Origin of the sequence: Serratia sp. BIGb0163 (genome assembly GCF_024809935.1) — a bacterium.
Taxonomy (GTDB): Bacteria; Pseudomonadota; Gammaproteobacteria; order Enterobacterales; family Enterobacteriaceae; genus Serratia; species Serratia quinivorans.
Map to the genome: position 1 here is coordinate 111,121 of NZ_JANUDZ010000010.1, position 26,166 is coordinate 137,286.

The 26,166-nt window shown below is 56.8% G+C and carries 24 protein-coding genes; 22 read left to right on the forward strand and 2 right to left on the reverse strand.

The genetic code is table 11. The annotated features are described in order from the left end of the window. Positions 1–23 precede the first annotated feature (23 nt). The 7 genes from M2406_RS24440 to M2406_RS24470 all read left to right on the forward strand — a co-directional run bounded on the left by M2406_RS24440 (position 24) and on the right by M2406_RS24470 (position 8,578). On the forward strand, positions 24–1,418 hold the full coding sequence (locus tag M2406_RS24440) for a DUF1996 domain-containing protein (RefSeq protein WP_259191745.1): 1,395 nt from the start codon (positions 24–26) through the stop codon (positions 1,416–1,418). 222 nt (positions 1,419–1,640) lie between these two features. Next, positions 1,641–3,830 (forward strand): ferrichrome porin FhuA, encoded by a 2,190-nt coding sequence (gene fhuA / locus M2406_RS24445; protein ID WP_012146681.1) that lies wholly within the window; start codon positions 1,641–1,643, stop codon positions 3,828–3,830. 47 nt (positions 3,831–3,877) lie between these two features. After that, on the forward strand, positions 3,878–4,675 hold the full coding sequence (fhuC, locus tag M2406_RS24450) for a Fe3+-hydroxamate ABC transporter ATP-binding protein FhuC (RefSeq protein WP_259191746.1): 798 nt from the start codon (positions 3,878–3,880) through the stop codon (positions 4,673–4,675). Next, positions 4,675–5,583 (forward strand): Fe(3+)-hydroxamate ABC transporter substrate-binding protein FhuD, encoded by a 909-nt coding sequence (gene fhuD / locus M2406_RS24455; protein WP_259191747.1) that lies wholly within the window; start codon positions 4,675–4,677, stop codon positions 5,581–5,583. The genes fhuC and fhuD overlap by 1 nt, the downstream gene beginning before the upstream one ends. Next, a complete protein-coding gene (fhuB, locus tag M2406_RS24460) occupies positions 5,580–7,568 on the forward strand; it encodes a Fe(3+)-hydroxamate ABC transporter permease FhuB (RefSeq protein ID WP_012146678.1) in 1,989 nt (662 codons plus the stop codon). The genes fhuD and fhuB overlap by 4 nt, the downstream gene beginning before the upstream one ends. Positions 7,569–7,883: 315 nt before the next feature. Beyond that, on the forward strand, positions 7,884–8,036 hold the full coding sequence (locus tag M2406_RS24465) for a Hok/Gef family protein (RefSeq protein WP_041418706.1): 153 nt from the start codon (positions 7,884–7,886) through the stop codon (positions 8,034–8,036). A gap of 389 nt (positions 8,037–8,425) precedes the next feature. Beyond that, a complete protein-coding gene (locus tag M2406_RS24470) occupies positions 8,426–8,578 on the forward strand; it encodes a Hok/Gef family protein (protein ID WP_041418706.1) in 153 nt (50 codons plus the stop codon). A 126-nt stretch (positions 8,579–8,704) separates the two neighbouring features. On the opposite strand, the gene metK is transcribed toward M2406_RS24470, so the two are convergent. Beyond that, positions 8,705–9,859 (reverse strand): methionine adenosyltransferase, encoded by a 1,155-nt coding sequence (metK, locus tag M2406_RS24475; RefSeq protein WP_012146676.1) that lies wholly within the window; start codon positions 9,857–9,859, stop codon positions 8,705–8,707. A gap of 758 nt (positions 9,860–10,617) precedes the next feature. On the opposite strand from metK, the gene M2406_RS26560 reads away from it, so the two are divergent. From M2406_RS26560 to rluF, 4 genes are all read left to right on the forward strand, one after another. Continuing rightward, a complete protein-coding gene (locus tag M2406_RS26560; RefSeq protein WP_112347340.1) occupies positions 10,618–10,761 on the forward strand; it encodes a virulence promoting factor in 144 nt (47 codons plus the stop codon). Continuing rightward, positions 10,754–12,730: a biosynthetic arginine decarboxylase gene (gene speA, locus M2406_RS24480; protein ID WP_012146675.1), complete on the forward strand. Its 1,977-nt coding sequence runs from the start codon at positions 10,754–10,756 to the stop codon at positions 12,728–12,730. The genes M2406_RS26560 and speA overlap by 8 nt, the downstream gene beginning before the upstream one ends. Positions 12,731–13,500: 770 nt before the next feature. Then, entirely contained in the window at positions 13,501–14,421 is a 921-nt protein-coding gene (gene speB / locus M2406_RS24485; protein WP_259191750.1) for an agmatinase, read from the forward strand. Between the two features lie 210 nt (positions 14,422–14,631). Then, positions 14,632–15,492, forward strand: a complete 861-nt coding sequence (rluF, locus tag M2406_RS24490; RefSeq protein WP_017893917.1) for a 23S rRNA pseudouridine(2604) synthase RluF — start codon at positions 14,632–14,634, stop codon at positions 15,490–15,492. 50 nt (positions 15,493–15,542) lie between these two features. Here the strand turns inward: rluF and M2406_RS24495 are convergent, their stop codons facing one another. Continuing rightward, the gene (locus M2406_RS24495) at positions 15,543–16,790 is read right to left on the reverse strand and encodes an MFS transporter (protein ID WP_259191751.1); all 1,248 of its coding nucleotides are present in this window, start codon (positions 16,788–16,790) and stop codon (positions 15,543–15,545) included. A 394-nt stretch (positions 16,791–17,184) separates the two neighbouring features. Here M2406_RS24495 and M2406_RS24500 point away from each other — a divergent pair, with 394 nt between their 5' ends. The 11 genes from M2406_RS24500 to M2406_RS24550 all read left to right on the forward strand — a co-directional run bounded on the left by M2406_RS24500 (position 17,185) and on the right by M2406_RS24550 (position 26,164). Beyond that, positions 17,185–17,502 carry a non-heme iron oxygenase ferredoxin subunit gene (locus M2406_RS24500; protein WP_012146671.1) on the forward strand — a complete coding sequence of 106 codons (318 nt, stop codon included), beginning with the start codon at positions 17,185–17,187 and terminating at the stop codon, positions 17,500–17,502. A gap of 2 nt (positions 17,503–17,504) precedes the next feature. Next, positions 17,505–17,813, forward strand: a complete 309-nt coding sequence (locus M2406_RS24505) for a recombinase-like helix-turn-helix domain-containing protein (RefSeq protein ID WP_012146670.1) — start codon at positions 17,505–17,507, stop codon at positions 17,811–17,813. A gap of 20 nt (positions 17,814–17,833) precedes the next feature. Beyond that, entirely contained in the window at positions 17,834–18,877 is a 1,044-nt protein-coding gene (locus M2406_RS24510; RefSeq protein ID WP_012146669.1) for an aromatic ring-hydroxylating dioxygenase subunit alpha, read from the forward strand. Next, positions 18,874–19,629 (forward strand): SDR family oxidoreductase, encoded by a 756-nt coding sequence (locus M2406_RS24515; RefSeq protein WP_012146668.1) that lies wholly within the window; start codon positions 18,874–18,876, stop codon positions 19,627–19,629. The genes M2406_RS24510 and M2406_RS24515 overlap by 4 nt, the downstream gene beginning before the upstream one ends. 28 nt (positions 19,630–19,657) lie before the next feature. Further along, on the forward strand, positions 19,658–20,452 hold the full coding sequence (locus M2406_RS24520) for an IclR family transcriptional regulator (RefSeq protein ID WP_012146667.1): 795 nt from the start codon (positions 19,658–19,660) through the stop codon (positions 20,450–20,452). Between the two features lie 110 nt (positions 20,453–20,562). Continuing rightward, on the forward strand, positions 20,563–21,504 hold the full coding sequence (locus M2406_RS24525) for a VOC family protein (protein ID WP_259191757.1): 942 nt from the start codon (positions 20,563–20,565) through the stop codon (positions 21,502–21,504). Beyond that, positions 21,501–22,712, forward strand: coding sequence for an NAD(P)/FAD-dependent oxidoreductase (locus M2406_RS24530; protein ID WP_115183859.1), 1,212 nt, complete (start codon positions 21,501–21,503; stop codon positions 22,710–22,712). The genes M2406_RS24525 and M2406_RS24530 overlap by 4 nt, the downstream gene beginning before the upstream one ends. Positions 22,713–22,736: 24 nt before the next feature. Then, positions 22,737–23,999, forward strand: a complete 1,263-nt coding sequence (locus M2406_RS24535) for an MFS transporter (RefSeq protein WP_017893911.1) — start codon at positions 22,737–22,739, stop codon at positions 23,997–23,999. A gap of 31 nt (positions 24,000–24,030) precedes the next feature. Further along, positions 24,031–24,555 (forward strand): cupin domain-containing protein, encoded by a 525-nt coding sequence (locus tag M2406_RS24540; protein WP_012146663.1) that lies wholly within the window; start codon positions 24,031–24,033, stop codon positions 24,553–24,555. Continuing rightward, the gene (locus M2406_RS24545) at positions 24,555–25,373 is read left to right on the forward strand and encodes an alpha/beta fold hydrolase (RefSeq protein ID WP_259191760.1); all 819 of its coding nucleotides are present in this window, start codon (positions 24,555–24,557) and stop codon (positions 25,371–25,373) included. The genes M2406_RS24540 and M2406_RS24545 overlap by 1 nt, the downstream gene beginning before the upstream one ends. After that, complete coding sequence (locus M2406_RS24550) at positions 25,370–26,164, forward strand: SDR family oxidoreductase (RefSeq protein ID WP_012146661.1); 795 nt, start codon at positions 25,370–25,372, stop codon at positions 26,162–26,164. Before M2406_RS24545 ends, M2406_RS24550 begins: the two co-directional genes overlap by 4 nt. The last annotated feature ends 2 nt before the right edge of the window (positions 26,165–26,166 follow it).

Below are 26,166 nucleotides of genomic sequence, written 5' to 3' on the forward strand. Positions count from 1 at the left end.
AAAACGTAATAAGGAACATAACGATGCGATATTTTTCTGCTTATTCAGCGCTAACCATCGGCATGGCCGGTTGGTTGCCCCTCAGTACTTTTGCCGCACAGCCCAGCGGGCCGCAGGCCGACGTGCAATGCCATTACAGCCATACGCTGGCCGACGATGCCATTATGATGCCGGGCGAGGCCGGTATGGCGATGTGGCATGATTTCTTTGGCAACACGGCAACCGATGCCAATTCTACCTCCGATACTTTGTTGGCTAACCCGGAAACCACCTGTAATAACCTGGCCGACAATTCCGCGTACTGGGTGCCTGCACTGCGGTTGGAAGACGGTACGGTGGTGCGCCCGGCCTATCAGAAAACCTATTACCAGGCGAAAAACGTAGAGCAGTTCCCACTGCATTCATTTCCCCGCGGGTTGGAATTGTTGGTGGGTGACCATCAAGGCACTAAACCCACGCCTGGCGTGGTGAACTATTTTTGTCAGGGGCTGGGGTATTCTGCCGTGCCGTTTGAAAACTGTCCGCCGTATGCGCCAGGCAAACTGCAGTTCAATATTGCTCTGGCATTCCCTAATTGCTGGGATGGTAAAAACCTCAAGCCAGGCAAAACGTTGAAAAATGCGGTCTATGCGGTGAAGGATGCGTGCCCGGCGGCCTATCCGGTGAAACTGCCAACCATCAATATGAACGTCGCCTATGAGCTGGATAGCGATACGGCGGTAGATATCAGCAAGGCTCAGCTGTCGCTGGATCCGGTGATGGAAAACGGCAAAATGGTGGAGAAATGGGGTTCGATCTATACCGCACACGGTGATTTTATGAATGGCTGGACTGAACAGGCCGCAACTTTCATGACCGACCAGTGCATGAATTTCCCTATGGATTGTGGCAAAAAAATACCTTATAGCTATTCAGCCCCCCTGGCTGAGGCTACGGTTGCCGCTGATGGCAGCATAAATGAAAATCCTGCCGAGCTGTTGGTGCGGGGAGACAGCAAAAAACCGGGCCTCAGGAAAATTGCCTATCTCAAATTTGCGGTGCCTGAATGGCCGGCAGACAAAGATATTGATACCGATAAAGATCTGGTTTATCACCTGCGCACGGTTGCTGGCAACGTGACCGACGCCACTGCCGGCATGATCTATTTTTATCAATGCAACAATGACTGGCAGCCGGAGAACCTGAGCTGGGGCGCCCGCCCGGCATGTTCTACCGACACCAAAACGGCGCTGTATCTGGACCACAATCGCGAATACCGTTATAGCAACGTGGATGCGTGGTTGCGGCAGGCAGTGAAAAATCAGCAAACCGAGATCACTATCGCGGTGGAAGGTAATGACAGCGGTCGTCTGTTCAGTATTGATTCAGCCGAGAGCAAAACACCACCGTTGTTGATGTTAATGGGATATAGGAAATAAGCGCATTGTGTTGTCCGGCCCGCACTATTGTGTTGCGGGCTTTTTGTTCTTATCCGCTCAGTCTATTCCCACTCTGTTAATCCGTGTATCAACCCCGTCCCCTCTGGCTTCTGCTGCTGAAATGAGCTTGCAGTTTAATTTGGCTTCTGCATAAAATGCGGCGCTTATAATAATTATTATCGTTTACATTCGTCATCAAATAATTTACCAGAGAAACCATCTATGTCGACCAAGCGTCTTTCATCTTCCGGGGCCAAGCAGGGCCGCACTCATGTCAGTGGGTTAGCGATAACTATCGCTGCCGCACTTGGTACGCTGGCAATGCCGGCATTTTCCGCCGACACCAAGGAAGAGACCCTTACCGTGGTGGGCAGCAGCCAACCGCAGCAGGAAAGCGCCTGGGGGCCGGTCGGCACCTATGTGGCCAAGCACAGCGCCACCGGTACCAAAACCGATACGCCGATCGAAAAGACCCCGCAGTCGATTTCCGTGGTAACGCGTGAAGAGATGGATATGCGCCAGCCGGAGACGGTGAAAGGTGCGCTGGCTTATTCGCCGGGGGTGATGGTGGGCAACCGTGGTGCCTCCACCGCCTACGATGCCGTGAACATTCGTGGCTTCAGTTCGGTAGGTACCAATATGTACCTCGACGGCCTGAAACTGCAGGACGACAACTACTCCATTTACCAGATCGATCCTTACTTCCTTGAGCGTGCCGAAGTGCTGCGTGGTCCTTCTTCGGTACTCTATGGCAAGAGCAATCCGGGTGGAGTCGTCGCTCTGGTCAGCAAACGCCCGACCACCGAAAGCCTGCGTGAAGTTCAGTTCAAGATGGGTACCGACAACCTGTTCCAGACCGGTTTCGATTTTGGCGGCGCAGTGGATGATGATGGTGTTTACTCTTACCGTTTGACAGGTCTGGCGCGTGATGAAGATCAGCAGCAGGTGGGCGAAAAGAGTAAGCGCTATGCTATCGCGCCTTCTTTCAGTTGGCGGCCGGATGATCGTACTTCTCTGACTTTCCTCAGCAGTTTCCAGGATGATCCTGACCTGGGCTTCTATGGTTGGCTGCCGAAAGAGGGCACGGTGCAAAATGGCATCAACGGCAAGTTGCCAACCAGTTTCAACGACGGTGAGCCGGGTTATAACAACATCTCGCGCAAGCAACAGATGGTCGGTTATGCCTTCGAGCACGGTTTTGACGACGTGTGGACGGTGCGCCAAAACCTGCGTTACTCAAAAATGGATCTTGATTACCGTTCCATTTATGGTCAGGGCATCAGCCCGACTAACCCGGCAGAGCTGACGCGTGGCGTGATGAACTCGAAAGAGCATTTGTCGAGCTTTGCGGTGGACACCCAGGCCCAGGCAAAATTTGCCACCGGCGTGGTTGATCATACCTTGCTGATGGGGGTGGACTACATGCGCATGCGTAACGACGTCGTCTATCAGTACGGCACCGCTTCCCCGCTGAATGTCGTGGCTCCACAGTACGGCAACCAAAATTACACCATTACCGGTGGTGCAAGTCAGGTCAATCGTCAGGAGCAAACCGGGCTTTACGTACAGGATCAGGCCGAGTGGAATCAGTGGGTGCTGACCATGGGGGGGCGCTATGACTGGAGCGATACCAACAGCACCAACCGTTTGAATCAGAACTCGGTATCCAAGCAAAAAGACAACGAATTCACCGGCCGGGCTGGCTTGAATTATGTCTTTGAAAACGGTATTGCGCCTTATGTCAGCTACAGTGAATCCTTTGAGCCGACTTCCGGCACGGACTTCAGTGGTAACACCTTCGCCGCCTCCAAGGGCAAGCAGTATGAAGCCGGTGTGAAGTTTGCGCCGAAAGATCGCCCTATTACTGCCAGCATGGCGATCTATCAGCTGACCAAGACCAACAACAAGGTGGCTGACCCTAATCCAGATCATCCATTCGCCAGCGTGCAGGGCGGTGAGATCCGTTCTCGCGGGGTCGAACTGGAAGCCAAAGCCGCGCTGTCGGCCAACCTTAATCTGCTGGGTTCTTATACCTACACGGATGCCGAGTATTCCAAAGACACTACGCTGCAGGGCAATACCCCTGCAGCGATCCCAAAACATATGGCTTCACTGTGGGCGGATTACACCTTCCATGAAACAGCCATCAGTGGCCTGACCCTGGGGTCTGGTGTTCGCTATGTCGGCTCCAGCTATGGTGATGAAGCCAATACCTTTAAAGTGAAAGACTACACGGTGGTTGATGCTGCGATAAAATACGATCTGGCGCGTTTCAATCTGCCGGGTTCCTCGATTGGCATCAATGTGAATAACCTGTTTGATAAAGAATACGTCTCTAGCTGCTTTGCCACCTACGGCTGCTATTGGGGCGCAGAACGCCAGGTGGTCGCCACCGCAACCTTCCGCTTCTAACCGGATCACCGGGGCGGCATCATGTCGCCCCGGAAAAAGTAGGACCTATGCAGGATAAACACCCCAATCACGACGCCACTTTTACGTTAGACAACGCCAGCTTTGCCGTTCCCGGCCGCGTGCTGTTGCAGCCGTTATCGCTGACCTTTCCCGTGGGAAAAGTCTGTGGGCTGATCGGCCATAACGGCTCCGGTAAATCCACGCTGCTAAAAATCCTTGGTCGCCATCAAAGCCCCACCACCGGCAACGCGCTGCTTAACCAGCAGCTACTGGGCCAGTGGGACAGCAAGGCCTTTGCGCGTCAGGTCGCCTATCTGCCCCAGCAACTGCCCGCTGCAGAAGGCATGACGGTGCGTGAACTTGTGGCGATTGGCCGCTATCCGTGGCATGGCGCGCTGGGCCGTTTTGGCGCTAACGATCGTCAGCAGGTGGAAGAGGCGATTGCGCTGGTGGGTTTGAAGCCATTTGCCAACCGCCTGGTGGACAGCCTGTCCGGCGGGGAGCGTCAACGCGCCTGGCTGGCGATGATGGTGGCGCAAGACAGCCGCTGTCTGCTGCTGGATGAACCTACCTCGGCCCTGGATATCGCTCATCAGGTTGAGGTGCTGGCGCTGATCCAGCAACTGAGCCTACAACGTGGCCTGACGGTGATTGCGGTACTGCACGATATCAATATGGCGGCGCGCTACTGCGACCATCTGGTGGCTTTGCGCGGCGGTGAGATGATTGCCCAGGGTAGCCCACTGGATCTGATGCAGGGCGAGGTGCTGGAACAAATTTACGGTATTCCTATGGGAACGCTGCCACATCCAAGCGGCGGTGCGCCGGTGAGTTTTGTCTACTGATGCCTGATTCCTCCGATTTTCACCATGACGCCGTTCGCCGACGCCTGTTGACGGCAATGGCGCTGTCACCCTTGTTGTTTTCTTTGCCGGGACAAGCCGCAGCCACGCCGCCTGACCTTGCGCGTATTGTGGCGCTGGAATGGCTGCCGATTGAGCTGCTGTTGGCGCTGGGGGTTACCCCGCTGGCGGTCGCTGATATCCATAACTACAACCTGTGGGTGGAAGAGCCAAAGTTGCCGGCCTCGGTGATTGATGTCGGTCAGCGCACCGAACCTAACCTCGAGCTGTTACAGCAGCTTCAGCCATCGCTGATGTTGCTGTCGAAAGGCTATGGCCCCACGCCGCAAAAGCTGGAGCCGATAGCGCCCTCAATGAGCTTTAGCTTCAACGACGGCAGCGGCAAGCCGCTGACGGTGGCCAGGCAGTCACTGCAGGCATTGGCGCAGCGGTTGGGGCTGAAAACCCGGGCGGTACAGCATTTGGCTCAGTTTGACCGCTTTCTTCAGGATGCGCGTCAGCGTCTGCATTCATACACCACACAGCCATTGCTGATGTTTTCACTGATCGACACTCGCCATGCGCTGGTCATTGGCCAGAAAAGCCTGTTCCAGGAAGTGATGGATCAGCTTGGAATAATCAATGCCTGGGAAGGGGAAACCAACTTTTGGGGCACGGCAGTGGTGGGGATTGAACGTCTGGCGGTGGTGAAAAGTGCGCGGGCGATTTATCTCGACCACGGTAATCAGGAAATGTTGAAGAAAGTCAGTTCCACCCCGCTGTGGCAGGCATTACCGTTCGTGCGGCAGAATCAATTGCGCCAGGTGCCGGCGGTGTGGTTCTACGGGGCAACGCTGTCGGCGATGCGCTTCTGTCATCTGCTGGAGCAGGCGCAGGAGAGTTATTCATGAGCGCGCGCATCCGGGCATTTCCGCTGACGCTGGTACTGCTGCTGTTGGCTGCGGCTGGCGGCCTGACTCTCTACAACCTGTTGCAACAACTGCCCTGGGCATTATGGGGGCAGGCGCTGATGGCGCCGAACATCGACGATGTGCAGCAAATGCTGTTCCACTATAGCCTGTTGCCGCGGCTGTCGGTCTCTCTGTTGGCCGGTGCCGGGCTGGGATTGGTCGGCGTGCTGTTCCAGCAGGTTTTGCGCAATCCGCTGGCGGAGCCGGCAACGCTTGGCGTTTCCGCCGGTGCCCAGCTTGGGTTGACTGTCGCTACGCTGTGGATGTTGCCCGGCGGCGAGTTGACTCGCCAGTTGGCCGCCATGGCGGGGGCGGTCGTGGTCGGTGGGCTGGTGTTCGGCGTGGCCTGGGGCAAACGCATGTCGCCGGTGACGCTGATCCTGGCCGGGCTGGTGCTGGGCTTGTACTGCGGTGCGGTCAACAGTCTGCTGGCGTTGTTCAATTACGATCAGCTGCAGGGGGTGTTCCTGTGGAGTACCGGAGCGCTGAATCAGCAAGACTGGAGCAACGTACAGTTTATTCTGCCGCGCCTGCTGGTGGCCGGGCTGTTGGCGGTGCTGCTGCTGCGCCCACTGACGCTGCTGGGCCTGGATGATGGTGTGGCACGCAATCTTGGGCTCGGGCTGTCGATGGCGCGTTTCTGCGCGCTGGCAGTGGCAATTATCTTCAGCGCCATGTTGGTGAATGCCGTTGGGGTGATTGGTTTTATCGGCCTGTTTGCTCCGCTGATGGCGAAAATGCTGGGGGCGCGTCGGTTGGCGCACCGCATGATGTTGGCACCGCTGCTGGGGGCTCTGCTGTTGTGGTTAACCGATCAGGTGATGATCTGGCTGACGCAGGTATGGCGAGAAGTGCCGACCGGTGCGGCTACCGCGCTGTTTGGTGCACCACTGTTGTTATGGTTGCTACCGCGCCTGCGTAGTGCTTCGACACCACCGCCGATGAATCTGGGCGATAAGGTACCGGCCGAACGTGGCCACTTGGTGGTGTGGGTGACGCTGGCAGGGGCGGTGCTGTTGGCCGGTATTGCCGTTGCGCTGATGTTTGGCCAAAACGCTGCCGGCTGGCACTGGAGCCAGGGTGCCCAGCTGGAGTCATTGCTGCCGTGGCGCTGGCCTCGGGTATTGTCGGCACTGGCCGCGGGCATGATGTTGGCGGTGGCAGGGACCCTAATCCAAAAACTGACCGGTAACCCAATGGCCAGCCCGGAAGTCCTGGGTATCAGCTCGGGAGCCGCCTTTGGCGTGGTGATGATGCTGCTGATAGTTCCGGGTGATGCCTTTGTCTGGTTGTTGCCGGCAGGCAGCCTGGGGGCCGCGGGAACCCTGCTGGTGATCATGATTGCCGCCGGGCGCGGAGGCTTCTCCACCGAGCGTATGCTGCTGGCCGGTATTGCGCTCAGCACGGCGTTTACCACCACCATTTTCCTGCTGCTGGCCAGTGGCGATCCACGCACCGGTGGGCTGCTGACCTGGATTTCCGGCTCCACCTATTCGGTGACGCCGGAGCAGGCGGTGCGTACGGCGGTCATTGCGCTTGCGCTGATTGCGTTGGCGCCGCTGTGTCGTCGTTGGCTCAGCATCCTGCCGCTCGGCAGTGCCACTGCCCGTTCGGTGGGCATTGCCCTGACGCCGGTGCGCTTGAGCATTCTGCTGCTGGCCGCCACGCTGACTGCCATGGCAACGCTGACCGTAGGGCCATTGAGCTTTATCGGCCTGATGGCGCCGCATATGGCGCGGATGTTGGGTTTCCGCCGTGCTTTACCGCAGATGGTGATTGCCGGGCTGTTAGGTGGGCTGCTGATGGTATTTGCCGACTGGTGTGGACGCATGGTGATGTTCCCGTACCAAATACCCGCCGGGCTGCTGGCGACCTTTATCGGCGCGCCGTATTTCGTTTACCTGTTGCGCAAGCAAACCTCGTAAACGACCTGGCGACTCCGGTTTTTGCTCTCAAAGGCTCAGCATTGCTGGGCCTTGTTTTTTTGTATTTACAGACTGTTGCAGCGCTTTGCGCAACGCTGCGCAGAAACGGAATTTAGTGCGGAAAGGGACGCCGAAACCAAGGTATGGGTGAATATACTGCGTGCGGGTGCTCTGGATCTTTCGTCCTGAGCATACGCAAGGGATAGAAAGAGAAAAGCCCCGTGTCGATATACATCAACCCGAGGCCAACTCTAACGCCAGAGAACGTTAGGTTAGCTTCTTACCTGCCGAGAGGCAAGGAAAAGGAGGTCAAAAATGCAGCAGGGACGGATAGTTCCAAGGCTGATGATTATCTGCATGACGCTTATTGCGCTTATGTGGATCACCCGCGGTTCGCTGTGCGAATTGCGCATCAAGCTGGGCGACACGGAAGTTGCAGCCATTCTGGCTTACGAATCCAAAGGGTAAGGCAACCCAACGGCGGGGGCGTTGCTCCCGCCTGTTGGTTGTTTGTGCGTTGATCCATGAGCACCCATCCGATAAAAACAAAACGGCAGGCCTCGGCTTGCCGTTTTCACATTGGCAACTTTGGCTGGCACTGCTGTATTTACAGACTGTTGCAGCGCTTTGCGCAACGCTGCGCAGAAACGGAATTTAGTGCGGAAAGGGACGCCGAAACCAAGGTATGGGTGAATATACTGCGTGCGGGTGCTCTGGATCTTTCGTCCTGAGCATACGCAAGGGATAGAAAGAGAAAAGCCCCGTGTCGATATACATCAACCCGAGGCCAACTCTAACGCCAGAGAACGTTAGGTTAGCTTCTTACCTGCCGAGAGGCAAGGAAAAGGAGGTCAAAAATGCAGCAGGGACGGATAGTTCCAAGGCTGATGATTATCTGCATGACGCTTATTGCGCTTATGTGGATCACCCGCGGTTCGCTGTGCGAATTGCGCATCAAGCTGGGCGACACGGAAGTTGCAGCCATTCTGGCTTACGAATCCAAAGGGTAAGGCAACCCAACGGCGGGGGCGTTGCTCCCGCCTGTTGGTTGTTTGTGCGTTGATCCATGAGCACCCATCCGATAAAAACAAAACGGCGAGCACCAGGCTCGCCGTTTTCACTTCCGATACCCGGGCTTATTTCAGGCCGGCGGCATCGCGCAGCAGGGCTGCCTTGTCGGTGGCTTCCCAAGGGAAGTGCTCACGGCCGAAGTGGCCGTAGGCAGCAGTTTCGCGGTAGATCGGTTGCAGCAGATCCATCATCTGGATCAGGCCGTATGGGCGCAGATCGAAGAACTCGCGCACCAGCAGGGTCAACTGCTCGGTAGGGATCTTCTCGGTACCGAAGGTTTCCACCATGATTGAAGTCGGTTCTGCTACGCCGATAGCGTAGGAAACCTGGATCTCACAGCGGTCAGCCAGGCCGGCAGCAACGATGTTTTTCGCTACGTAGCGCGCTGCGTAGGCTGCTGAACGGTCAACCTTGGACGGATCCTTACCGGAGAATGCACCGCCGCCGTGACGAGCCATGCCGCCGTAGGTATCAACGATGATTTTACGTCCGGTCAGACCGCAGTCGCCCATTGGGCCACCGATAACGAAACGGCCGGTTGGGTTGATGTGGTATTTGGTGCCGGCGCTCAACCATTCGGTAGGCAGAACCGGTTTGATGATCTCTTCCATCACTGCTTCTTGCAGGTCTTTGAGAGAAATATCTTCGGAATGTTGAGTGGACAGTACGACCGCGTCGATACCAACGATTTTACCGTCGTCGTACTGGAAGGTGACCTGGCTTTTTGCATCCGGACGCAACCATGGCAGAGTGCCGTTCTTGCGCACTTCGGCCTGGCGCTGCACCAGACGGTGTGCGTAGGTCACCGGTGCAGGCATCAGCACTTCGGTTTCGTTGGTAGCATAGCCAAACATCAGGCCCTGATCGCCGGCACCCTGTTCCAGCGGATCGGTACGGTCAACACCCTGATTGATATCCGGGGATTGCTTACCGATGGCGCTCAGTACGGCACAAGAGTTGGCGTCGAAACCCATATCTGAATGAACATAGCCGATTTCACGCACGGTTTTACGGGTGATCTCTTCGATATCTACCCAGGCGCTGGTGGTGATTTCACCGCCGACCAGCACCATGCCGGTTTTCACGTAGGTTTCGCAGGCTACGCGTGCTTTAGGATCCTGTTCCAGGATGGCGTCGAGAACGGCATCGGAGATCTGGTCGGCGATTTTGTCAGGATGTCCTTCAGAGACGGATTCAGACGTGAAAAGGTGTTTAGCCATTGTGTTCGTTACCTTGCATAAGACGGGTTAGAAATTACTGCACAGCGCTGGAGATCCGGCATCAAAGCGAAGGGTCTTCCGCTGATGGCGCGAGATGCATCCTGCAACGCCCCTCAGGCAAAGCCGTTAAGCAGTTTCTTCGTTAATCAGTATAGATGGATTAACATCTGGACGTCTATTTTAGGTCAGGCCTTGGCCGGATTGCCAGTATTTTTTTGCCATTTCGCTCTTTTGCGCAAAGCCGGCGACGCCATTTTCATCGCTTGAAACAGTTTCCGGCAAATTTTCATTTTGCATTTTCCCCGTGTTATCGGTATAAACTGCGCGCGCGGCTCATTTGATGCACAGCGTGGGGCAAGAAGTTGTAAATTTCTGTGACGCTCCCGTTAGTCGCCTGATGGTCAGCCGCAGACGCCGCTTTTGGCGTCGCCGCTTCATAGAACGGTCACGTTCTTACACTATTAATAGAGGCTCGGTCGTTCATTGTGGGCGGCGTGCGTGGAGGTGGTTGGATTAATGATCCGTTGTCTACCGGTTGTTGGTTCTCAGCAACAGTGCCGTTCTGGCGCACATTCTTTTGCTATCTCCCGTCTTGTCTCTACACCACCTTTCAGGTGTGATAAACACCTGGGCGCTACTCAGGATTCTCGGGCCGGTTAACGGTCGTCTGAAGAACTGAACAAGGGTAGCCTGCAGCCTTCCTGTGGGATGTTTCTTGACCCGATTCACGAGGTTTGAACAGGGTGTCTTACAATTATATGAGTAATAAACCGATCGCTGACCGCGAACGGCAGTTTTATTCGCTGCCGCAAGGGCGGTTTGTTGGGTTGTTCTCGCGGGTTGTAGCTGCGATAGTGGCTGACTGTATCGTCAGTACGGGATGTGAGGCGAGTAATGTCTGATGATCTATTGATTCACCGTCCGTCAGCAACGGGCGAATCTATATCTTTGCGCTCCATGCAGGAGGTTGCTATGAATGACCGTGATGCCAGCAAGATGCTGCGCACTTATAACGTCGCCTACTGGGGCAACAACTATTATGACGTCAATGAACTGGGCCACATCAGCGTGTGCCCGGATCCAGACGTCCCGCAGGCACGTGTCGACCTGGCCGATTTGGTAAAACAACGCCAAAAAGATGGCCTGCGTTTACCGGCGCTGTTCTGTTTCCCGCAGATCCTGCAGCACCGCCTGCGTTCGATCAATGCCGCGTTCAAACGCGCGCGTGAATCGTTCGGCTATGAAGGCGGTTATTTCCTGGTTTACCCGATCAAAGTGAATCAGCACCGTCGCGTGATTGAGTCCCTGGTCAACTCCGGCGAACCGCTGGGGCTGGAAGCCGGCTCCAAAGCCGAGCTGATGGCGGTGCTGGCGCATGCCGGCATGACCCGTTCGGTGATCGTCTGTAATGGTTATAAAGACCGTGAATACATCCGTCTGGCGCTGATCGGCGAAAAACTGGGGCACAAGGTGTACCTGGTGATCGAGAAGATGTCCGAGATCAACATGGTGCTGGAAGAAGCTGAACGTCTGAACGTGGTACCGCGTCTGGGTGTGCGTGCGCGTCTGGCGTCACAAGGTTCCGGTAAATGGCAGTCGAGCGGTGGCGAAAAATCCAAGTTCGGTCTGGCAGCCATTCAGGTGCTGAAGCTGGTGGAAACCCTGCGCGAAGCGGGTCGTCTCGACAGCCTGCAACTGCTGCACTTCCACCTGGGATCGCAACTGGCCAATATCCGCGATATCGCTACCGGCGTGCGCGAGTCTGCACGTTTCTACGTTGAACTGCACAAGCTGGGCGTTAACATCCAGTGCTTCGACGTGGGCGGCGGTCTGGGCGTGGATTATGAAGGCACCCGTTCGCAGTCCGACTGCTCGGTGAACTATGGCCTGAACGAATACGCCAACAACGTAATCTGGGGTATCGGCGACGCCTGTAATGAACACGGTTTACCGCACCCGACGGTGATCACCGAATCCGGCCGTGCGGTCACTGCGCACCATACGGTGCTGGTATCTAACGTGATTGGCGTTGAACGCAACGAATTCAGCGAGCCATTGCCGCCGGCAGAAGACGCGCCGCGCGCGTTGGAAAGCATGTGGGAAACCTGGCAAGAATTGAACGAGCCGGAAAACCGTCGCTCGCTGCGCGAATGGCTGCACGACAGCCAGATGGACCTGCATGATGTTCACACTCAGTACGCTCACGGCATGCTGGATCTGACCAAGCGCGCCTGGGCCGAGCAGCTGTACCTGAACATCTGCAACAAAATCCAACAGCAGTTGGATCCAAGCAACCGCGCCCACCGTCCTATCATCGACGAACTGCAAGAGCGTATGGCGGACAAGTTCTACGTTAACTTCTCGCTGTTCCAGTCAATGCCGGACGCCTGGGGTATCGATCAACTGTTCCCGGTGCTGCCGCTGGAAGGGTTGGACAAGCCGCCGGAAGGCCGCGCGGTGCTGCTGGACATCACCTGTGACTCTGACGGCACCATCGATCACTACATCGACGGTGACGGCGTGGCGACCACCATGCCAATGCCACCGTACGATCCGGAAAACCCGCCGGCGCTGGGCTTCTTTATGGTCGGTGCCTATCAGGAAATTCTGGGCAACATGCACAACCTGTTCGGTGATACCGCCTCGGTTGACGTGTTTGTCTTCCCTGACGGCACGGTAGAAAGCGAAGTGTCCGATGAAGGCGATACCGTTGCCGACATGCTGGAGTACGTGCAGCTCGATCCTACCGCGCTGCTGGCCAAATTCCGCGATCAGGTGAAAGAAACCGATCTGGACAGCGAGCTGCAGGCGCAGTTCCTGGAAGAGTTTGAGGCCGGTTTATATGGTTATACTTATTTAGAAGATGAATAAGTAGAGCCGAACTGAAAGGCCGGGCATCTCAAGGATGCTTGGTCTTTTTTAATTTTTTTCTTCTATTATTTTCAGTTTTATGAGTTTTTATAATCACCATTTACCTGGTTTATGGTGAGACCTCCAATCTATAATTAATTTTAATACTTATTTTGACTCAATAAGTTGGTAAAAATAATTCATTGATATCATTGAGATAGGAATGTAGATAAGTACTATTTCTATGGAGATTTCATTCAGTGCATCAAATTTAGAGCACAGATAACCCAATGGAATACTTGATAAGAAAGCGATAACTTCTAGCGTTATATAAAGTTTTTTATTTTTAATGCTTCGTTTGTAGCTCATTGGCATGATGTTAAACATGGCTTTGATTAATTCCGTTTCATATATCAGTTTGATTTTTTATTTATTAATGGGATGAATGTTCTATTTTGTATTATTAATAAAGTTGGTCGATGTAATGAACTTAAATGATTTATCCGCCAGGTAAAGGGATCAAAATCACAAAGCTCGAAGTGTCGGCGAGCGGCGACGTTCACATGCCTGAAGGATGCAGGGTCTATACTGGGTGACGACGAGCAGTCGGGATGATGATGCGCGCTCTTGAAGCGCGAACCAAATACGGCGATAATCTGCCGTATCAGCAGTACTAAACAGATTTCGAATGGATCCCTTTCTCGTCGGGCTAACGACGCGGGAGGGATTTTTTTTTGCCAGCGCCTGTGTGATTTTTCAACAGGTGAAACGTTGAAATATGAGGGTTTACTATGAGTACCTTAGGCCATAAGTCCGATAATTCTTTAGTGTCCAACGCCTTTGGTTTCCTGCGCTTTCCGCTGAACTTTATGCCTTACGACAGCGATGCAGAGTGGGTCATCACCGGCATTCCATTTGACATGGCAACCTCCGGCCGCGCCGGTGGCCGTCATGGCCCTGCGGCGATCCGTCAGGTTTCCACCAACCTGGCCTGGGAAGGCAACCGCTGGCCGTGGAACTTTGACCTGCGCGATCGTCTGAACGTCGTCGATTGTGGCGACATCGTGTTCAACTTTGGTGATGCTCAGAGCATGAGCGACAACCTGCAGGCGCACGCGGAAAAACTGCTGGCGGCCGGTAAACGTATGCTCTCATTCGGCGGCGACCACTTCGTCACGTTGCCACTGTTGCGCGCGCACGCCAAACATTTCGGCAAAATGGCACTGGTGCACTTCGATGCCCATACCGACACTTACGCCAACGGCAGCCAATACGACCACGGCACCATGTTCTTCCATGCGCCGAACGAAGGCCTGATCGATCCAACACACTCGGTGCAGATCGGTATCCGTACCGAATACGATCACGACAACGGCTTTACCGTATTGGATGCTGCGCAGGTTAACGATCGCAGCGCGGACGACCTGTTGGCCCAGATCAAACAGATCGTCGGCGATATGCCGGTCTACCTGACCTTCGATATCGACTGTCTGGATCCGGCGTTCGCACCGGGCACCGGCACGCCGGTGATCGGCGGCCTGACCTCCGATCGCGCGCTGAAACTGGTTCGCGGCATGCAATCACTGAACATCGTGGGTATGGACGTAGTGGAAGTGGCACCGGCCTACGATCAGTCCGAGATCACCGCGCTGGCTGCGGCGACCCTGGGCCTGGAAATGCTGTATCTGCAGGCAGCAAAAAAAACCAAATAAGTTCCTAATGGTATTAACAGGCGGTTATGGGCTGTAAGCACGGTACCATAAAGAAATACACATAACCGGTATCTATATACCCTATGGATTTCAAGTCACAGCTAGGCACCCAGCTCGCTCATCCCCAGGAGCTTACTTTTGTAAGTGACTGGGGTGGGTGAGTGCAGGTAACAACGCTGTGGCTTGAAAGACGACGGGTATGGAGAAAATATGCTGACCAAACCTTCCACACGTCTCAACAAATATATAAGCGAGAGCGGTATCTGCTCGCGCCGCGATGCCGATCGTTACATCGAACAAGGCAATGTTTTTATCAATGGCAAGCGCGTGACGCTTGGCGATCAGGTGTTCCCAGGCGACGTCGTCAAGGTCAACGGTCAGCTGATTGAACCGCGCAACGAAGACAATCTGATCTTTATTGCGCTGAACAAGCCAGTCGGTATTGTCAGCACCACGGAAGAAGGCGAGAAAGACAATATTGTCGATTTCGTCAATCACAGCACCCGTATCTTCCCGATCGGGCGATTGGATAAAGATTCACAGGGCCTGATCTTCCTCACCAACCACGGCGATCTGGTGAACAAGATCCTGCGGGCGGGCAACGACCACGAGAAAGAGTATTTGGTCACGGTCAACAAACCGGTAACCGATGACTTCATTCGTGGCCTGGGGGCCGGCGTGCCGATGCTGGGTACGGTGACCAAAAAGTGCAAGGTGAAGAAAGAAGCGCCATTTGTGTTTCGCATCGTGCTGGTGCAGGGGCTGAACCGCCAGATCCGCCGCATGTGCGAGCATTTCGGCTATGAGGTGACCAAGCTGGAGCGTACCCGCATTATGAATGTGGGCATGGCCGGGTTGCCTCCGGGTGAATGGCGCGACTTAACTGACGATGAGCTGGTCGAGCTGTTCAAATCGATCGAAGGCTCTTCCTCGGAAGCCAAGCCGGCGAAGAAAGCCAAACCGGCGGTGAAAAAGCCCGCCAGTGCGCCGAAAAGCGCCGAAAAGCCAGCCGGAGGTGCTCCTGCGCGTAAGCGCTTCGCTCAGCCTGGCCGTAAAAAGAAAGGGCGTTAAGCCGCAGTAACATGAATATGAGTCGGGGCGCGTTAGCTGCCCCGACCCTTTTACGCCTGCCTTGCCTCACGCGTCATCAGCATCCGGCTGAACAGCACGCCGCCCGCCAACAGTGTTACTACCTGCGACACAATCAGCACCGCAAACCCCGAAGACACTTTGCCCTGGCTGGCCATCACCATGCCCATAATCATAGGTACAAACGCCGAGAACATATTGCCGATGCCGTTAATCAGCCCATAGGCGCTGCCGACGGCCTGCGGCTGCGCATAATGCTGCAACAGCGTCGGGATCGCGGCTCCCTGAGCGCCCCAACAGGCATTGGCCGCCAGCAGGAAGAAGGCTATCCAGCCAAGCTGTTCGCTATGCATCACGCCATAGATGCACAGTGCCGTTGCCGCACCGCCAAAGGCGAAAATCAGCGGTGCCTGATAAGGGCGGATGCGATCAAGCAGTACGCCGCCGAGATATTTAGAGGCAATGCTGACGATAAACGGCAAGGAGGCCATCCAGCCCATCTGTTTGATGGAAAAGCCTTTCTCGTCGGTCAGGTAGGCCGGGAGCCAGGAGCTGGATCCCCACAGATAGCTGAGGGTGGCGATCTCGATAAGCATGATCCAGCCGAGCATCGGGGTGCGCCAGGCGAGGGTAAAAGTATCCCAGACGCGTTGCAGGATCGGTCTTGGGTCAACGGCACGCGGCGGCAATGCGGCGGGATGGATAAACAGCCGTACCAACGCCAGCCCCAGCAACAGGTTGATCAGCGCCAGCAGATAGAAAGAAACCGCCCAGCCGAAGTGCGCCATCAAGAAGCTCACCAGCGGAAAGCCAATCACCAGCCCCAGCGAGACGCCCAGAGTGCTGACCGCATTGGGCTTGCCGCGTTCATCGGCAGCGAAGTGATCGCCGATATACATGGTTTTCAGCGAGAACAACGGGCCCTCACTGGCACCCAACAATGCGCGCACCGCAAATAACAGCAGCAGCGACCCTGCCAGCGGCGAGGCGGCGGTGAGCAACGCCCATAGCACAATGCTCAGCGTCAGCGCGCGACGATAACCCATCAGGGTTTCCAGAAACGGCGTCAGCAGCATGGCGGAAAGCCCGTAACCAAGTAAAAACACCGTCATCAGCATGCCCTGATGCGCACGGTTTCCCCCGAGCTGAAAGTGCTGCAGAAAGTCGGGGTTAACCAGCATCACGGCGATATTGACCCGATCGGCATAGGCGATGACGATCAAAAACAGCAGGGCCACAACCCCGAACCAGCGTTGACGTTGTTGCACAATGCGCTCCATCTGCGCTCCTTTGGCGGGTGGTTAAAGAATTCAGGCAGCAGAGAACTAACCCGCTGATTTCACAGTGCTGAAAAGCAGGGTTGAGTCATCTAAATGTAAATTTATTGTTATTTAAAAGGGTGATTAGTCAGTGAGAGAGAACTTTTACTCTCATTGCCTCAGCCAGATCAACCTGTTTTTTGCCATGAATTTGTGATGAAAAGCACAATGTTCATCAGTTTTTCATATCGGTGCATTTTTTCGTGATCCTCTCCGCATTTGTCATGTTTAAACAACTTTCCATTAACAATTGCCGCTTTGCTCTCTTGACGAAAGTTTCACCAGACTTATAGTGAGCGTATTAAATAAGAAACTGAGTTTCATATATGAAACAATCAGATAGAGGACAGAAGCAATGAGCTGGAAGAAAGTGTGTGAAGTGTCTCAGGTGAAAGAAGATTTTCCTTTCTCCGCCAACGTGGAAGGGAAAGAAGTCGGGGTGTATCTGATCGACGGCAACTATTACGCGCTGGAAGACGTTTGCCCACATGCCTATGCCTTGCTCAGCCAGGGGTTTGTTGATGACGGTAAGGTCGAGTGTCCGTTGCACGAAGCATTGTTCGACGTGCGTACCGGCCAGTGTCTGCGTGAGCCAGGCGGCCGCGATCTGCAAACCTATGCCACCCGGGTGATCGACAATCAAATCCAAATCACCTTTATTGCGGAGGAGTAATCATGCAGCACATCACCGATTTCAATCCCTGGCTGCCGGACACCCAACAGGTGATCCCGGCGCGCGAAGGCGGCAACGGTCAAATTCACCAACCAGGCCAATTCCAAAACGTCATCTGGCAGAACCGTGCCCGGGTGCCGGACGGTTTTGAAACTGCGCTGGTGACGGCGTTGGAAGAGATCTTCGATCAGGGTGCGGAAGAGTTGGAGCAGATCGTCAGTGCGCTTAATCAGCGTCGCCTGTTTGATCGCAACGGCCAACCGTGGAATGAGACGGCGTTCCGCGAATTCCTGCACGTTAACGGTTTCTGATCCACACCCGGGAGAAGACAATGACAGCAAACACAACATCCTCCGCACAAGCCTTGCAGGACTATCTCGATCAGGGGCTGCGCGGCATGTGGTATCCGGTGCTGGCCAGTTGGGAAATTGGCAATAACCCGGTCGGCATTACGCGTCTGGAGCAGCAAATCGTGGTGTGGCGTGACGGCGAAGGCGCGATCCACGCGCTGGAAGATCGCTGCCCGCATCGCGGAGCGCGGCTTTCCATGGGCTGGAACCTGGGCGATCGCATCGCCTGCTGGTATCACGGCGTGGAAGTCGGCGGTGACGGTACGGTTAAAGACGTGCCGGCGGTCGATCGTTGCCCGCTGGTGGGGCAAAAATGCCTGCGTTCTTATCCGGCCAAAGAGGCCTACGGCGCGGTGTTCCTCTATTTCGGCGTGACCGCAGATGAAGAACCGGCCGAACTGACCTTCCCGCCGGAACTGGCGGACGAAGCGGCCTACAGCAACTTCCTGTGCACCGCCAGTTGGGACTGTAATTACCAGTACGCATTGGAAAACGTGATGGATCCGATGCACGGCACCTACCTGCACTCCTCGTCGCACTCAATGGCGGAAGGGGATCGCAAGGCGGATATGGCGCTGGAGCCGACCGACAGCGGTTTCATCTTTAAGAAGAATGGCCAGATCGGCGTGAACTTTGACTGGGTAGAGTTTGGCAGCAGCGGAGCTTACTGGATGCGCCTGTCGATCCCGTACAAAAAACGCTTTGGGCCGGGCGGCCACTTCTGGATCATCGGCATGGTGGTACCGGAAGACAAGGATCACTGCCGGGTGTTCTTCTGGCGGATCCGCAAGGTGAAAGACTGGCAGCGTGACATGTGGCGCTTTATGTACCGCAACCGCCTGGAATCCTTGCATTGGGACGTCCTGGAGCAGGATCGCATCGTGCTGGAAAACATGGCACCGAACGCGCGTGGCCGTGAATATCTGTATCAGCATGACGTCGGGCTATCTCGCCTGCGCCGCATGATGCAAAAAGAAGCGCAGAAACAGCTGGCACGGCTCAGTGAACTGGAGGCTGCGCAGTGAACGGCCTGCTGACGGGGAAACGTATTGTGGTGACTGGCGCTGCACGCGGGCTGGGGCGTAGTTTCGCCGCCGCTATTGCCGCCGCCGGTGCCAAGGTGGTGATGTGCGATATTCTGGCGGATGAATTGGCAGACGCTGCCGTCAGCCTGCGCGAGCAGGGGGCTCAGGTCGAAAGCCAGGTTATCGATCTGGCCGATCCTGCCTCGATCAGCGCCGCGTTTAACGCCATCGCCGCAGGCGGAGCGATCGACGGGTTGGTGAACAATGCGGCCCTGGCCACCGGCGTCGGCGGCAAAACCATGATGGAATACGACATCGATCTGTGGGATCGGGTGATGCAGGTTAACGTACGCGGAACCTGGCTGGTGAGCCAGGCGGCGGTACCGCTGCTGGCTCAAACCCCGCATGCCAAGATTGTTAACGTGGCTTCGGATACCGCGCTGTGGGGCGCACCGCGCTTAATGGCCTATGTGGCCAGCAAAGGGGCGATTATCTCGATGACCCGCTCGATGGCGCGTGAGCTGGGCCCGCAGGGCATTTGCGTCAATGCCATCGCACCGGGCCTGACGCGGGTGGAGGCCACGGAATACGTGCCTGCCGAGCGTCACCAATTGTACGAGCAGGGCCGGGCCTTGGCCGGGGCGCAGCATCCTGACGACGTCAACGGCACGGTGCTCTATCTGCTGTCACCGTTGGCAAACTTCGTGACCGGTCAGTTGTTGCCGGTTAACGGCGGCTTCGTCTTTAACTAATCAATATTCAATTAGCCAGGAGCAGCACATGGCAGACGACCAAGGGTGTAAATATCTGATCCCAGGACTGGATCGCGGATTGCAACTGTTGCTGGCGTTTGGCGAGCAACATAAGGAAATGACCTTTGCCCAATTGCATCGCCTGGTCGATATGCCAAAAGCTACCGCCTATCGCGTGGTGCAAACGCTGGAGCATCTGGGTTTTCTGGAGCGCAATCCACGCACCAACACTTTCTCGCTGGGCATCAAGGTACTGCGCCTGGGCTTTGAATATATTGCCTCACTGGACGTGGCGCAGGCCGGTCAGCCGGTAATAGAACAACTGCGCGATCGCAGCCAGTGCAGCAGTCATCTGGCGATCCGTGATGGACGCGATGTGATCTACATCGCCCGCGTCAGCGCCGCCGGTTCGCAAATCAACCAGGTCAGCGTCGGCACCCGCTTGCCGGTACACCAAACTTCGCTTGGCCGCATGTTGCTGACCAGCGCCACCCGCGAAGAGTTCGAACTGCTGTATCCGCAGGAGCAACTGCCGGGTAGCGGCCCGGGCACCCCGGCGGATCGCGAAACGCTATGGCAAATGGTGCAGCAGGACAAGGCGCGCGGCTATGTGATCGGCGAGTCGTTTTTCCGCCACGGTATTTCCTCTATCGTCTACCCGATCTTCAATCGCGAGCAGCGGGTTGAGGCAGTGATCAGCATTATGGTGCCGTCCGATGAGATCCCAAAAGCGGATCGCGAGCGGTTACGCATGGAGGTGCGGGACGCCGCAGTGAAAATCTCCGGCTTCCTGGGCGCACCGCCACAGGCTAACGCCGGTTAACTGACGACACCGACTCTTTTACTCAGGCAGGGATAAGGCCCATGGCAAACAGGGGCCGGGGTTCGATCATGCCTGAAAACAGCATTCAACGAGAACGTGAGGCACACTTAATGAGCGTAATCGGAATCGAAAAACTGGAATTTGGCGTCGAAGATCTGCCAACCTGTGAAAAGTTTATGCAGGACTTTGGCCTGTTGGCGGCGCAACAGCACTGGGGCGAAACCCAGCGCGAATTCACTACCCTGAGCGGGGCGCGCGTGGTGCTGCATCCGCTGCAGAGCGAAGCTTTACCCGTGGCATTTGAGGGCGGTTCGACCCTGCGCCGCATGACCTGGGGCGTTGGCAGCCCGGCCGAATTGGCGGCGTTGCAGCCATTGCTGGCGCAGATGCCGGGTTTCCGCCTGGTCGGGGAAGAACTTGAGTGCCTTGATCCGAACGGTATGACGGTGCGCTTTTGCGTTAGCCGGCAGCGGGAAGTTGATTTGCCGGTATCGCCGATCAACCAGTGGGGCGACGTGCGCCGCATCGATCAGCCCAGCCCGGTGTATGCCCAGGCGCAGCCGATCAATATCGGCCACGTGGTGTTCTTCGTCGAGGATCTGGCCGCGACCGAGCGCTTCTACCGTGAAGTGCTGGGGTTCCAGGTGTCGGATCGTTATATCGACCGCGCAGTATTCCTGCGAACTCAGGCGCGCGGCGGTCATCACAACCTGTTCCTGCTGAAATTGCCTAATCGTCCACGCGGCCTGAATCACGTGGCCTTTACCGTACGCGACATCCACGAGGTGATCGGCGGCGGCATTGCCATGAACAAAGAGAACTGGAGCACCTTTATCGGCCCCGGCCGTCACCCAATCTCCTCGGCCTATTTCTGGTACGTCAACAGCCCGACCGGCGGGGCGTTTGAGTACTACACCAACGACGATTATCTGACCGAAAACTGGCAGCCACGCGAGCTGGAGCACTCACTGGTGTCGTTCACCGAGTGGGCAGTGGAAGGCGGTATCGACCACGATACACGTCGCCAGCATAAAAAGCCGGAGGCGTTATGAGCCAGCCAGAATCGGCGGGCATCCTGATCATCGGCGGCGGGCAGGCCGGGGGTTGGGCAGCGAAAACGCTGCGTGACCGTGGCTACACCGGCAAGCTGACGGTGGTCAGTGACGAACCCTATGACTTTTATGAACGTCCACCGCTTTCCAAGGCGGCGTTGCTGGACGGCAATGCGCCGCTCAGCCGGCTGTTCAGTGAGCAGGTGGTGGCCGGGTTAAACATCAACTGGTGTCGCCCGTTGCGTGCCGAAGCCATTGATGCACAGCAACAAATTGTCACTCTCAGCGACGGCCGACGGCTGCAGTTTGATCAACTGCTGATCGCTACCGGTGGGCGACCGCGTCTGCCGGACGCCCGTTGGGCCAGTCATCCGCGCGTTATGACGCTGCGCTCCTGGGACGATGCGACCCGACTGCGTCAGGCGCTGCAGGGTTGCCGCCGGCTTGCCATCGTCGGCGGCGGTTGGATTGGCCTGGAGATCGCCGCTTCGGCACGGCGTCTCGGGGCTGAGGTGACGGTATTCGAGCGCCAGCCTGCATTGTGCATGCGCAGCGTGGGTGCGGACGTCTCCCAGGCGTTGCTTGAACTGCATCAGCAGCAGGGCGTAACGGTGCATTGCGGCTGCGGTGACATCCAACTCGAAGATCGTGGCGGCAGCGCCTGGATCGGCAGTGACAGCAGCGATCCTCAGGAGTTTGATCTGGTGGTGGTGGGGATCGGCGTGGAGTTGAATCTGGAACTGGCGCATAGCGCCGGGCTGAAGGTTGACGCCGGCATCGTGGTTGACGGCCAGGGACGCACCAGTCACCCGGCGATTTTCGCCGCCGGCGACGTAGCTCGCCACCCGACGCTGGGTCTGTGCCTGCAATCCTGGGCCTATGCGCAGAATCAGGCGATCAGCACCGCCTGCGCGATGCTGGATGCCTTTGCCTCACCTTACGATGACGTGGCCTGGCTTTGGTCGGATCAATACGACGCCAATATCCAGATCCTCGGCATCCCGACCGGCGGCGTGCATCACGTGGTGCGACGCACGCCGCAGTCACAGGTGTTCTTCACGCTGAATGCCGACCGGCAGTTGGTGCAGATGGTGGCGTTTAACGATGCACGCACCATCAAGCTGGGCAAACGCTGGCTGGCCAGTGGGCGAGTGTTGGAGCCACAGCAGTTGGCGGACGCGGAGTTTTCTTTGATGGCGTTGAAATAACGCCCGTAACCTCGGGAGCGTTTCATGACTACGCAAGATATTGACGCCCGCGCTGGACGGGTGGGGGAAGCCGTTGCCGAAAATCCGCAGCAGCGGGTGCGCTGGTCGGTGCCAATTGCGCTGTTTGCCTGCGTGCTGTTGGCATTTTTCGACAAGATCAGCATCGCGGCACTGTTTTCCGATAGCGAATTCCAGCAGGCGCTGGGCATCAGTTTTGACCCGGCGCGACTGGGCTTGCTAATGAGCGCATTTTTGTTCTCATACGGCATTTCTTCGATGCTGCTCAGCGGCATTGGCGACCGGCTGAACCCGGTAAAAGTGTTGATCGGCATGATGGTAGTGTGGGGCGTATTGATGGTGCTGATGGGCCTGGCCCGTTCGTATCACACCATGATGACGCTGCGCATTTTGCTCGGCATTGCCGAAGGCCCACTGTTACCGATGGCCTACGCCATTATCCGCCAGGCCTTCCCGCAGCGGCTGCAGGCGCGTGCCACTATGCTGTGGCTACTCGGCACTCCACTGGGGGCGGCGCTCGGATTCCCGGTCACGCTATATATCCTCAACACTTTTGACTGGCAGACCACCTTCTTCTTTATGGCGTTTCTGACGCTGCCGGTAATGCTGTTGGTGCTGTTCGGTATGCGTCATCTGAATGTGTCACGCCCGGCCGCCGCTACCGTTTCAAAACCGGCCATCGCCGAACGCAAACAGCATCGCCTTGAGCTGCTGCGCAACCCGCATTTCTGGATGATTTGCCTGTTTAACATCGCCTTCCTGACCTACCTGTGGGGCATGAACGGCTGGCTGCCCAGTTACCTTATCAAGGGCAAAGGTATTCACCTGGAACACGCCGGGTATCTGTCATCGCTGCCGTTTATCGCCATGCTGCTGGGTGAAGTGCTCGGGGCCTGGCTGTCGGACAAACTGGACCGCCGTGCGCTGGCCTGCTTTATCTCGCTGTGCGGTGCCGGGCTGGGGTTGGCCGCGGTGCTGCATATGCAGGGCACCTACAGCGTGATCGCCGCCATGGCCTTCAGCACCTTTATGTGGGGGGCCGGGGCACCGAACATCTTTGCCCTGTTGGCGAAGGCCACCAGTAGCAAGGTTAGCGCCACCGCCGGCGGTATTTTTAACGGATTGGGTAATTTTGCCGGTGCGCTGGCGCCGGTGCTGATGGGGGCGCTGATCGCCGCCACCGGCAACATGGATAACGGCTTGCTGTTCCTGGTGGTAATGGCCTTTATCGGCTGCATCATTCTGCTGCCGTTGCTGAAGAAATATTGATATCCCATTGATTGAAAAGAGGAGTACCAACATGTCCCAGGTTGAGAAACAAGCCGGCGTCAAGCCGCAGGATCAGTCGATAGAGCATTGGGTGGAATCCCGTATCGCCCGCTTTGAAGGCCGTAAATATGACTGGAATGCGTTGAAGTTCCAGGCTGACTACGACCCGAAATACCGCCGCGCGCAGATGCGTTATATCGGCACCGGTGCAACCGGGGTGGTTAACGACACCAATACCATTCCGGCGGGTAACTTTACCTTCTCTACCATGGTGCTGCCGTCGAAATGCGAAGGCCCGCTGCATCTGCACGACGATGTGGAAGAGGTGTTCTTTATGCTGAAGGGCAGTATCACGCTGATGATCCAGGACGGCACGGAGTACTACGAAACCAAGCTGAAAGAGCGCGATCTGATCTCGGTGCCGGCCGGTGTTTATCGTGGGTTGTTCAACCACGGCGAGGAAGAGGCGCTGATGTGCGTGATGCTCGGCACGGCCAAACCGGAAACGCCGACCTACCCGGCAGATCACCCCTTGTCCAAAGTGAAGCGTAACTGATGAACGGCCTGGTTCAACGTCAGCAGGCGCGCTGCGGGAATTACACCCTGAGCTGGCGTGAAGCGGGGCACGGCCGCCCGGTGGTGTTGCTGCACGGCATCAGCTCCGGTTCGGCCTCGTGGATCAAGCAGTTTAACGATCGCGGCCTGGCCGATGGTCACCGCCTGCTGGCCTGGGATGCCCCGGGCTACGGCGGCAGCCTGCCGCTGACGGTGAACCAGCCGGACGCCGCCGCTTACGCCGCCGCATTGGCGGCGCTGGTGGCAGAGCTTGGACTGGAGCAACCGCTGATCGTCGGCCATTCGCTCGGGGCGTTGATCGGCAGCGCCTATGCTGCGGATCATCCCGATGGCCTCTGCGGACTGGTGCTGGCCGATCCGGCTCAGGGTTATGCCACTGCGCCGGAAGAAAAACGCCAACAGGTTTACGGACAGCGTAAACAGATGATTGAAACGCTGGGGCCGCAGGGCTACGGCGAACAGCGGGCGGCTGCGCTGCTGCGTGATGACGCGGATCCACAGGATATCGCCTGGGTGCGCAACGGCATGCAACAGCTGGATCCGGAAGGTTTTCTCAGCGCCGCCTGGATGCTGGCCAACGACGATATCGGTCGCCATCTGGCGCGTTACCGTGGCCCGTTACAGGTGTGGTGCGGTGACTGCGACCGGATCACACCGCCGGAAGCGGCGGCAATACTGGCGCAGCAGCAGGACGCGCCTCTGCGGCTGATTGAGGGCGCAGGGCACGCCAGCTATCTCGATGCGCCGGAGCAATTTAACCGTTATCTGCAGGACTTTACGGGAGCAATCCAACCATGAATTTTCAGCTTGAGCAACGGGTCGCAGTGGTCACCGGCGGTTCGTCGGGCATCGGTTTTGAGACCCTGCGCCTGCTGTTGGCGGAAGGGGCGAAGGTGGCCTTTTGCGGCCGTAACCCGGACAAACTGGCCGGGGCCGAAGCCAGCCTGCGTAATGAGTTTCCACAGGCGGAGATCCTGGCGCTGTGCTGCGACGTGTTGGACGAGGCGCAGGTGACGCAGTTTGCCGCTCAGGTGACGGCGCACTTCGGCGGGGTGGATCTGTTGATCAACAACGCCGGCCAGGGATTCGTCGCGCATTTTGACCAGACGCCACGTAGCGCCTGGCTGCATGAGGCGGAGCTAAAACTGTTCGGCGTGATTAACCCGGTGCAGGCGTTTTTGCCGGCGCTGGAGCGTTCGGATATCGCTTCAATTACCTGCGTGAACTCACTGCTGGCATTGCAGCCGGAAGAACACATGATCGCCACCTCGGCGGCGCGCGCCGCACTGCTCAACATGACGCTGACGCTGTCGAAAGAGCTGGTGGACAAGGGCATTCGCGTCAACTCGATCCTGCTGGGCATGGTGGAGTCCGGCCAGTGGCGACGCCGCTTCGACGAGCGCAGCGATAAGGATCAAAGCTGGGAGCAGTGGACGGCGGTGATTGCCGAACGTCGCGGCATCCCGATGAAACGCCTCGGTAAGCCACAGGAGCCGGCGCAAGCGCTGTTGTTCCTGGCTTCGCCTTTGGCGTCTTTCACTACCGGTGCGGCGCTTGACGTCTCCGGTGGCTTTAACCGCCATCTTTAACC

Excerpts from the sequence above, each read along its gene's own strand:
- M2406_RS24440 (WP_259191745.1), top strand. The coding sequence starts at position 24 with ATGCGATATTTTTCTGCTTATTCAGCGCTAACCATCGGCATGGCCGGT.
- fhuA (WP_012146681.1), top strand. The coding sequence starts at position 1,641 with ATGTCGACCAAGCGTCTTTCATCTTCCGGGGCCAAGCAGGGCCGCACT.
- fhuC (WP_259191746.1), top strand. The coding sequence starts at position 3,878 with ATGCAGGATAAACACCCCAATCACGACGCCACTTTTACGTTAGACAAC.
- fhuD (WP_259191747.1), top strand. The coding sequence starts at position 4,675 with ATGCCTGATTCCTCCGATTTTCACCATGACGCCGTTCGCCGACGCCTG.
- fhuB (WP_012146678.1), top strand. The coding sequence starts at position 5,580 with ATGAGCGCGCGCATCCGGGCATTTCCGCTGACGCTGGTACTGCTGCTG.
- M2406_RS24465 (WP_041418706.1), top strand. The coding sequence starts at position 7,884 with ATGCAGCAGGGACGGATAGTTCCAAGGCTGATGATTATCTGCATGACG.
- M2406_RS24470 (WP_041418706.1), top strand. The coding sequence starts at position 8,426 with ATGCAGCAGGGACGGATAGTTCCAAGGCTGATGATTATCTGCATGACG.
- metK (WP_012146676.1), bottom strand. The coding sequence starts at position 9,859 with ATGGCTAAACACCTTTTCACGTCTGAATCCGTCTCTGAAGGACATCCT.
- M2406_RS26560 (WP_112347340.1), top strand. The coding sequence starts at position 10,618 with ATGAGTAATAAACCGATCGCTGACCGCGAACGGCAGTTTTATTCGCTG.
- speA (WP_012146675.1), top strand. The coding sequence starts at position 10,754 with ATGTCTGATGATCTATTGATTCACCGTCCGTCAGCAACGGGCGAATCT.
- speB (WP_259191750.1), top strand. The coding sequence starts at position 13,501 with ATGAGTACCTTAGGCCATAAGTCCGATAATTCTTTAGTGTCCAACGCC.
- rluF (WP_017893917.1), top strand. The coding sequence starts at position 14,632 with ATGCTGACCAAACCTTCCACACGTCTCAACAAATATATAAGCGAGAGC.
- M2406_RS24495 (WP_259191751.1), bottom strand. The coding sequence starts at position 16,790 with ATGGAGCGCATTGTGCAACAACGTCAACGCTGGTTCGGGGTTGTGGCC.
- M2406_RS24500 (WP_012146671.1), top strand. The coding sequence starts at position 17,185 with ATGAGCTGGAAGAAAGTGTGTGAAGTGTCTCAGGTGAAAGAAGATTTT.
- M2406_RS24505 (WP_012146670.1), top strand. The coding sequence starts at position 17,505 with ATGCAGCACATCACCGATTTCAATCCCTGGCTGCCGGACACCCAACAG.
- M2406_RS24510 (WP_012146669.1), top strand. The coding sequence starts at position 17,834 with ATGACAGCAAACACAACATCCTCCGCACAAGCCTTGCAGGACTATCTC.
- M2406_RS24520 (WP_012146667.1), top strand. The coding sequence starts at position 19,658 with ATGGCAGACGACCAAGGGTGTAAATATCTGATCCCAGGACTGGATCGC.
- M2406_RS24525 (WP_259191757.1), top strand. The coding sequence starts at position 20,563 with ATGAGCGTAATCGGAATCGAAAAACTGGAATTTGGCGTCGAAGATCTG.
- M2406_RS24530 (WP_115183859.1), top strand. The coding sequence starts at position 21,501 with ATGAGCCAGCCAGAATCGGCGGGCATCCTGATCATCGGCGGCGGGCAG.
- M2406_RS24535 (WP_017893911.1), top strand. The coding sequence starts at position 22,737 with ATGACTACGCAAGATATTGACGCCCGCGCTGGACGGGTGGGGGAAGCC.
- M2406_RS24540 (WP_012146663.1), top strand. The coding sequence starts at position 24,031 with ATGTCCCAGGTTGAGAAACAAGCCGGCGTCAAGCCGCAGGATCAGTCG.
- M2406_RS24545 (WP_259191760.1), top strand. The coding sequence starts at position 24,555 with ATGAACGGCCTGGTTCAACGTCAGCAGGCGCGCTGCGGGAATTACACC.
- M2406_RS24550 (WP_012146661.1), top strand. The coding sequence starts at position 25,370 with ATGAATTTTCAGCTTGAGCAACGGGTCGCAGTGGTCACCGGCGGTTCG.